4 protein-coding genes are annotated in these 7,199 nt (G+C 61.0%); 3 read left to right on the top strand and 1 reads right to left on the bottom strand.

The features are described 5' to 3' along the window. On the bottom strand, nucleotides 1-2,963 hold a 2,963-nt coding region (locus BGP85_RS00180), incomplete at its 3' end, for a Tn3 family transposase (protein WP_103466421.1). 129 nt (nucleotides 2,964-3,092) lie between these two features. Between BGP85_RS00180 and BGP85_RS00185 the strand changes: the two genes are divergently transcribed. The 3 genes from BGP85_RS00185 to BGP85_RS00195 form a co-directional block, all read left to right on the top strand. Continuing rightward, nucleotides 3,093-3,479, top strand: coding sequence for a recombinase family protein (locus BGP85_RS00185; protein WP_219811572.1), 387 nt, complete (start codon nucleotides 3,093-3,095; stop codon nucleotides 3,477-3,479). A 148-nt stretch (nucleotides 3,480-3,627) separates the two neighbouring features. Beyond that, on the top strand, nucleotides 3,628-4,233 hold the full coding sequence (locus tag BGP85_RS00190) for a recombinase family protein (RefSeq protein WP_103466417.1): 606 nt from the start codon (nucleotides 3,628-3,630) through the stop codon (nucleotides 4,231-4,233). 15 nt (nucleotides 4,234-4,248) lie between these two features. Next, nucleotides 4,249-7,199, top strand: a 2,951-nt coding sequence (locus BGP85_RS00195; protein ID WP_103466419.1) for a Tn3 family transposase, incomplete at its 3' end; no start/stop codon positions are given.

Below are 7,199 nucleotides of genomic sequence, written 5' to 3' on the forward strand. Positions count from 1 at the left end.
AACGGTAGGGGTCGAAAGCCTGTTTCGTCGAGCGCCGGTTTCTCCTCCCAGATGTAATCGCCGGTGAGGTTCACATGCTCCCAGGTGAGCGGTGACAAACTCGATAGCAGATGATCGGGGGCACTCTGCCCAGCTCCATGCAGGGCATCGACGACGCGGCCGGTATAGATCGTGTTCCAGTGGATTATCGCTGTGACGACCAGGTTAAGGGCAGACGCCCGGATCGAAAGGTTCTCCTGGCTGCGATCGCGGAAGCGGCCGAGACGATGGAGATTGACCGCCCGCACGAGGCTGTTGCGGCTTTCCCCTTTATTCAGCTCTGCGGTTGTCGTCTTTCTCAGATCCTCGTCGTTGATCCAGTCCAGCGTGAACAGGGTCCGTTCGATCCGGCCCATCTGGCGTAGTGCCTGAGCAAGACCGCTCTGCCTCGTGGTGGCGGACAGCCTTTTGAGCATGAGCGAGGCGCTGACGGTGCGGGTGCGTAGCGAGGTCATGAGGCGCAGAATATCGTCCCAATGCGCCCGGATCAGGTCAACGTCGATGCGATCACCCATGACATTCTGGAGAATGCCATATTGTTTGGCAGGTCCGAAGCCATAGAGGCATCGGCCGTCGAGATCGGGAATGCGTGGGACGAACGCAAAGCCGAGCGCGTGGCAGAAGGCGAATACGAGATCGCTGACACCGCCACCATCGACATGATGGCGAACGATGTCGAGGCCCGCATCCGTTTCGAGAAGCGCGTCGAGAACGTGGATGGCCTCGCTCGCCGTGGCGGCGATGATCTTCGTATGGAATGGAGCATATCGACCGGAGATCGCCGTGTAGAGCTTGATGATCGGGTTGGTCCCGTAACGACCGTTGACACCGCCGGCGATTTCGCCGCCATCGCCGAGATGAATATGCTGGCCGTCAGAAGACGATATCGTGTGCGAACCGAAAACGGTGGCGAATGGCGCAGCGTGCTGAGCCTCGACCAAGCGGGCGAGCGCAAGCGTGAAGGTTTCCTCCCTGAAGTGCCAGATTGCCATCTGCTGTAGTTGGCGGCGTGTGATGCCGGGGCAGGCCAGCGCCATCTTCGAGAAGCCGAGATTAGTGGCCTCGGCGATGAGCGCGGCATAGAAAATCCGCATGTCGCCCGGCGTTCTCCCTGTCTGGAGATGCTCGAACAGCGAGCTGAAGCCGGTCATCCGATCCACGTCGGCGACAAGATCCGTCAACCTGATCGGCGGCATGCTGCTCGCCACTCTCCTGGCGAAGGCGAGTGCGGCTTCGGTCTCGACGGTTTTGGCCGCTGGCACCCGCAAGCCCTTTGCGCCGATTCGTGTGTCGCCGCGACCGGCCTCCAGACTGCTTGCTGCCTCACGCAGTTTTTGATCAAGCGCTTGAGCTTTCTGGGCGAGATAGATCTCGACATCGACCGGAATGGCAACGGGGATGCGGGCCTCAGCCTTGATGATGGCGTAAGTCTGCTGCGAGATCATGCCCTCGTAGAGGGCTCGATATGTACGGGAGCCTTTGATCCAGATCTCATTGGCGGCGATCCGGTTCTTCAGCTCGACGATGACGAAAAGTTCCAGCATTCTGCGATCGACCGAGCCATCCGGCGCCTTGATCTCCTTGCTCCACCGCTTGTCGACCAGGTCAAGTGCGGCATGCATCCACCGTGCGTCTGAAGAGCGACTGCGGCTTTTTCCTGCGGCCGTCATCTGCGTCACCACATCGATGAAATTGCGGCTCTGACGATTACCCTCGAATGTGAAGGCTGCCAGGAATGGAGTTACAAACCGTCGGATACGCATATATTGCGTCGGCAGATAGGCGATCAGATCATCGTCCTTGCGGGGACGAGACGCTGCCTTTGCAGCCGCGGTTGCCTGCATCAATTGCTCCCAACCACCGACTGCATTGACCGCCTCATCGAGAGAAAGGCCGGTTTCCCGCCTGGCGGCGATCGCCTCACCGAAACCAACGAAGAAATCCAGCGCTGATGTTGCTGAGGCGGCGGTTTCCAGAAGTTGTTTGTCGCGCTCGGCCTCGGCCCGCCGAAACGTCTTGCCAATCAGGACTTCGAACATGGCGATCGCGGCATCCGTGAGCGCCATTTCCATTTCAAGAAGGAAGGCTGTCAGCGTGGCATATCGGCGTCCTGCCCGCATTTGCTCAAAGTTCTGGGCGGTCAGGCGGCGGCCTTCCTGAGCCATACGGCTCACGCGATGGGCAGGGACGGCCTGAAGCATATCACTGGAAACGCCGACATGGCGCACGGCCTCAAGCCGATCGATCAAACCCCGCATGGCTGCTTCCCCGGCTTTTCCGGGCGGTTCACGTAACCACGAAACGCCGGTCTGGCGGACGCGTGGTCCGATACCGAGCAGCGCCTCCATTCTGACGATGATGTCGGGCGTCAGTCTTCCGGCAACATCGGCGAATAGCGCTTCCTCGGCCTCGGTGCATGCCTGCCCGGCCATCCGTTCGATCACGGTGATGCCGGGAATGACGATACGCCGCCGGCGCATCTCATCGGCGAGAGCGGCAACGACGAATTTGTCCTTGGTCGAAGCGATCGCCACGCCGCGCGCGAAGGCAAGCAGATCGGCACGCAAAGGATGGCTGAGCTCGCTGAACCCGTAATGTTGGCGAAGGACGGCCAGTTGCTCGTAGCGTGTTGGCGCTCTTCGTGCGAAGCTGACAAGTGCATCCGGCTCAATGCGAAGTTGCTCCGCCAGGAAGGTGAGCGCGGTTCGCGGGATCACCTCTCCGCGCTGGATGAGACGGCCGGGATAACGGAGTGCGCAAAGCTGAAGGGCCAGGCCAAGACGGGTATCGTCGCGCCGGCGTGTTTCGAGAAGACGATGGTCCTCATCGTCGAGGCTCCAATGGCGGATCAGGGTGTCGTCGTCGGTGGGCAGGGCAAGGAAATTCTGCCGTTCGGCATCCGTCAAAATCATGCGGCGAGGCATCGGCGCTCCGTATGTCACAAAAAGACTGGAGATAGCCGTTCGCGGAGCTTACTTTGCAAGACGGGTTATGTGACAATCTACAGGCTTTGGCCCGGCCAAATCGAAATTGTCACGCAGACGGACGAATAAATGACAGCTCTGATCGGATATGCGCGCGTGTCGAAAGCCGACGGCAGCCAGGTCCATGACCTTCAGCGTGACGCGCTGGCACAGGCTGGTGTCGAGGCCAACAATGTCTATGAGGATGCCGCGTCGGGAAAGAAAGAGGACCGGCCCGGTCTCGTCGCCTGCCTGAAGGCGCTACGCCGTGGAGACACGCTCGTGGTCTGGAAACTCGACCGGCTCGGCCGCGACCTGCGCCACCTCGTCAATCTGGTTGATGATCTGACCCAACGACATATCGGTCTCAAGGTCCTGGCTGGTGAGGGCGCGTCGATCGACACCTCGACGGCCAATGGCCGACTTGTGTTCGGCATATTGGGGCTCCGTGGGAATCTCTGCAATAATACCCGCTAAGAGAATTTTGGTGTGACGGAAAACAGATGATTTCCGCGTAGCGGCTCGGCGCATCGAAATCGACGGGGTGACCGGGCAATTATTTGCGCGACAAACCCTGTCGGAATGTGAGACTGTGCGGCAACTCGGAATTTGAGGTTTGTCGTGCATGTTGATCGGTTACATGCGGGTATCGAGCGGTGATGAGCGGCAGTCGGTTGCCCTGCAGCGCGATGCCCTGCTCGCGGCCGGGGTCGATCAGCGTCACCTGCATCAGGATCGCGCTTCGGGCGCGCGCGACGATCGGCCGGGGCTGAAGGCTTGCCTTGCAGAATTGTGCGAAGGTGACGTGCTGGTCGTTTGGAAGCTCGACCGTCTGGGCCGGTCACTCTCCCACCTGATCCGAATCGTTGAGGATCTGAAGATACGCGGGGTCGCCTTCCGCTCTTTGACGGAAGCGATCGACACGACGAATTCGCACGGCGCATTCCTGTTCAACCTGTTTGGCACGCTTGCCGAATACGAGAGAGTGCTGATCACGGAGCGGGTCAACGCTGGTCTGGCGGCGGCCCGCCGGCGCGGTCGCAAGGGCGGCAGGCCACCGACGATCGACACCGAAAAGGTTGAACAAATTCTGGCGGCGCTGGAAGCCGGCGCCAGCAAGGCGTCGGTGTGTCGGACATTCAAGGTGCCGCGCTCGACTCTCATCGACACATTGCGGCGAACCGGATGGACCGGACCGGGCAAAGAAGATGAGCCTGCTCCCCCAGTTTGAGAGCGGGTGTGACCGATGGCCTTCCTCGACGCGCAGTCGCGCACCGTTCTGTTCGACCCACCCGATGTTTATGAAGAGGCCCTCGCGCGCTATGCGCTGTCCGCTGAGGACATCGCTTTCGCCAGGGCGCATCGCCGATCGCATAATCGTCTGGGTTTTGCCATCCAACTCGCCCTGGTGCGTGATCTCGGTCGTCCGCTCCGCGCTGGGGAAGTTCCGCCTCAGGCAATCGTCTCCGTTGTCGCCGACCAGCTGGGCATCGACGCAGCGGTGTTCGCACTCTATGCCCAGCGGGAGGAAACCCGTCGAGAACATACGCGGGAGATTGTCGTCGCACTGGATCTCCAGCCCGTCCGGGCGAGCGATTATCGATCCCTGATCACCGCGGCGGCACGCGAGGCCGCCGCGACCGAACAAGGCGAGCCGATCACCAAGGCCGTGATCGAAGCCCTGAAGGAGAGGAAGCTGCTCGTTCCTGTGCCGGAACTGCTGATACGTCTGGCGATGGCGGGCCGGGCGGCAGCGCGACGACAGGCTTATCGCGGCTTGATCCGGGGCATGGAGCAACCGTCCATCGAGGCGCTTGATCAGCTTCTCATCGATCGGTCCGGCGATCGGAGCCATCTCGGCTGGATTGCGGAAGCGCCGGAGGGGACGAAACTGAAAAACCTCAAGGGCCTGATTGCCCGGCTTGAGGTTCTGCGTTCGGCGGCGATTTCTGGTGAGCGACGTAAAACGATCCATGCCAACCGCTATGGCATCATCGCCCGGGACGCCCGCATTCTGCATGCCCGTGAGATACGACGCCTTACATCCGATCGCCGCTACGCCACGCTGACGGCGTTCGTCATCGAGAGGCAGGCGGCAATCACCGACCTTGCGATCGACATGTTCTGCAAACTGATCGGCAGCACCCGTCGCAAGGCTGAACTGAGCCGCACAGAACGCCGGCTGAAAGAAGCCGAGATTCTTGATGGGGTGGCGCTCGATCATCTCAAGCTTGGCGAGGCGCTTCTGGCCGCCCGTGAGAGCAACACCGATCTCGCATCCGCAATTGCAGTCTCACTCGGCTGGGACGGATTGACCGCCAGCATGGCGGCAGCCAGGTCCGTCGTGCGCCCCGATCGCAGCGACGAATTCGATGAGCTCATAGAGCGGCACAAATCGCTGCGAAAGCTGGGCAGGCTCATGTTCGGCGCGTTCTCTTTCCGGTCGTTTCGTCCCGATGATCCGGTTTTGAGGGCAGTGGATCATCTGCGTGCGCTCTACAGTGGCAGGAAACTACCCGCGCAGGTGCCGTTCGCGTTCATGACCCGCAAGTGGCGGCGACGTGTGCGCTCGGACGGTGTCACCATCGACCTGCGGGCCTGGGAAGTGGCGGTACTCGTTCACCTGCGGGAGCGCCTGCGGGCCGGCGACATATGGGTTGATGGCAGCCGAGCATGGCGCAGTTTCGAGGATTATCTTCTGCCTCGACCGATCTTTGCCCTGATGCGCGCCGAAGGCCGGCTCGGGCTTGCCATCCCTGACAGCTTTGCCGAATGGCGAGCCGAACGCACCGCCACGCTCGACGCGAAACTCAAAGAGCTGGCAAGGGCGGCGGCCGCCAACGCCATTCCGGATGCGGCTATTTCCGACAAGGGTTTGTCGGTCTCCCCGATCCGCGAGGAGGAGCGTGACAGGATCGTCGCGCTCAGCCGGCGTCTTTATGTCCTCGTGCCCCGGATCAGAATCACCAGCCTGCTTGCTGAGGTCCACAGCTGGACCAGGTTCCTTGACAGCTTCACACACTATCGCACCGGCGAGACGGCGAACGATGAGGCAGCACTGATGGCCGCTATCCTTGCCGACGCCACCAATGCCGGTGCTGAACGCATGGCGGAAAGCTCACGCGGCGTCACAATCCACCAGATGATGCTAATGGTGGATCGGCATCTACGATCAGAAACCTACGCCACGGCGACTGCCGTGCTGGTCGATGCGCAGCAAGCCCATCCGTTCGCCGAGGTCTGGGGCGACGGTCATATCTCCTCCTCGGACGGGCAGTTCTTTCCGGCAGGCGGGCGCGGTGAAGCCAGCCTCGAATACAATGCAAAATACGGCAAAAGACCAGGTGCTTCGGTCTATGGCTTCCTGTCCAATCGTTTCGCCTCCTTTTTCTCCAGGATGATCCAGGCGTCCGAGAGCGAAGCGCCCTACGTGCTCGACGGCCTCCTTCACAACGAGAGCTCGGTCGAAATCCATGAGCATGCAACCGATACCGCCGGCGCGACCGAAACGACATTCGCTATGTTCCACGGCTTCGGCTATAGGCTCATTCCTCGTATCCGCAATCTCGGCAATCGCAGACTCTTCGTCATCGATCCAGACCCGGCGTACGAGCCGCTCGGGGCGCTGATCTCGGGAACCGTCAACATGGATGTCATCGAGCAGCACTGGGATGAGGTCTTGCGGCTGAAGGCCTCGATTGGCGCGGGCCTCGTGACGCCGTCCGTCATCCTCAAGAAGCTTGCCGCATCGCCTCGGCAAAACCGGCTCAATCAGGCGCTACGCGAAATGGGCCGGATTGAACGCTCGATCTTCATCTGCGACTGGTTGCTCGACACCAAGCTCCGGCGCAGATCGCATGCCATCCTCAACAAGGGTGAAAGCCGTCACGCCCTTGCCCGGGCGGTCTTCCTCTACCAGCTTGGCGAGCTGCGCAACCGCGTGGCGGAAACCATGGCCTATCGGGCGTCAGGTCTCAACCTCGTCGTCAACGCCATTATCCTGTGGAACACCGTCTATCTCAGCCGCGCTGTCGATTATGTCCGAGCCCAGGGCATCGATATTCCCACCGAGCTGCTCTCCCAGGTCGCACCGCTTCCCTGGGCGCATATCGCACTCACCGGCGACTATCTCTGGAACGAAATTGACCGACCCCTCGAACGGTTCAGGCCGATCCGCGCTAACCGTTTCAATCCAAA

Source organism: Pseudomonas putida (assembly GCF_002906855.1).
Classification (GTDB): Bacteria; Pseudomonadota; Gammaproteobacteria; order Pseudomonadales; family Pseudomonadaceae; genus Aquipseudomonas; species Aquipseudomonas putida_N.